General features: G+C 67.7%; 1 protein-coding gene. It reads right to left on the minus strand.

Translation table 11 applies throughout. The features are described from left to right. Positions 1 to 7: 7 nt before the first annotated feature. Positions 8 to 1,408, minus strand: a complete 1,401-nt coding sequence (locus tag ACFHNC_RS24625; protein ID WP_437171875.1) for an IS30 family transposase — start codon at positions 1,406 to 1,408, stop codon at positions 8 to 10. Positions 1,409 to 1,455 lie beyond the last annotated feature (47 nt).

The following is a 1,455-nucleotide window of genomic DNA, read 5'->3' on the forward strand; positions in this document are numbered from 1 at the left end:
CTTGGTCTCAACCGATCGTCGCAACACCATCCTGAACTGACCTCAGGGCCGCGTCGAGCGCCTCGGCAGGCGTCTTCCATCCAAGCGTCTTGCGCGGTCTGCTGTTGAGGGCAGCGGCCACTGCGACGAGGTCGTCAGTGCCGTGGACGCTCAGGTCCGTCCCCTTCGGGAAGTACTGACGCAGCAGGCCATTGGTGTTCTCGTTCGTCCCGCGTTGCCACGGGCTATGCGGATCGCAGAAATACACCTGCAGGCTCGTGTCGATCCGCAGCCTGGCGTGCTGTGCCATCTCCGCCCCCTGGTCCCAGGTCAGCGAACGTCGGAGCTGCTGCGGCAGGGTGATGATCGTGCCAGTGATCGCGTCGCGCACCGCCTCGGCGCCGTGTCCGGCGAGCGCTGGCCCATTCTTCTCGCGCGGCCCCGTCCCGTGTCCCTCCATCGGCGGCAGGTGCAGCAGCATCGTGAACCGCGTTGTCCGCTCAACCAGGGTGCCGATGGCCGAGCGGTTGAGGCCAATGATCAGATCGCCTTCCCAATGCCCCGGCACCGCGCGGTCCTCCACCTCGGCCGGACGTTCGCTGATGAGGATCTCCGGGGTGATGAACGACTTGCCCCGTCCACGCGTGCGGGCCCGCGGCACCCGCAACGCCCGTCCTGTTCGCAGGCACGCCGTCAACTCGCGCTGCAGCGCTCCCCGGCCCTGGACATAGAGCGCCTGGTAGATCGCCTCGTGGCTGATCCGCATCGTCGCGTCATCCGGGTGGTCGAGCCGCAGGCGCTCGGCAATCTGCTGCGGGCTCCATGCCATGGCCCATCTCCGGTTCTGCCGCCGCCCGTGCCGCCGACCCTTCCAGGGTACCACTGGGCCAAGAACTGCAGCGCCACCTGGAGTGACAACGGAACCGGCAAGCCGATCCTGAACATAGGACCGGAGCACCAGGTTCGTCGCGAGCTTCGCCACTTTCGGCCGACGCGCCGCCCGCTCGGCATGCCACTGTGCGGTCGTCGCACGATAGTCCAGGCTACCGCTCCGCGTCGCTGCGTTCCGCCTGAGTTCGCGTGAGATGGTCGACGCCGCTCGGCCCAAGCGACGCGCGATCTCGCGCACGCCAACGCATTGGACATGCAGCAACGCGATCTCCTCCCGCTCCGCGAACGACAGATAGCGCCCCGAGGGCGGCTTCGACGACCGCGACAGGTGGCTCGGGGCTGTCCCTCCCGCCTGCCGAAACCATCGGAACCCGACCGGCTGCGATATTCCAGCCTCCATCGCCGCGTCCTCGCTCGAAAGCCCTTCAGCGACCAAAGCCCAGAACCGGCGACGATGCTCCTGCCGCGCCACAGGCGGCCGACCCGGCGACGTCAGTTTTCCCCGCAAAGCCCGATCTGAACGCCGTCGACCCGCCATCGCACCCACCCTCCACCACGGTGTTGCGACGACCAATTGAATCCGCC

It is taken from the genome of Falsiroseomonas sp. E2-1-a4, assembly GCF_051433165.1.
Lineage (GTDB): Bacteria > Pseudomonadota > Alphaproteobacteria > Acetobacterales > Acetobacteraceae > Falsiroseomonas.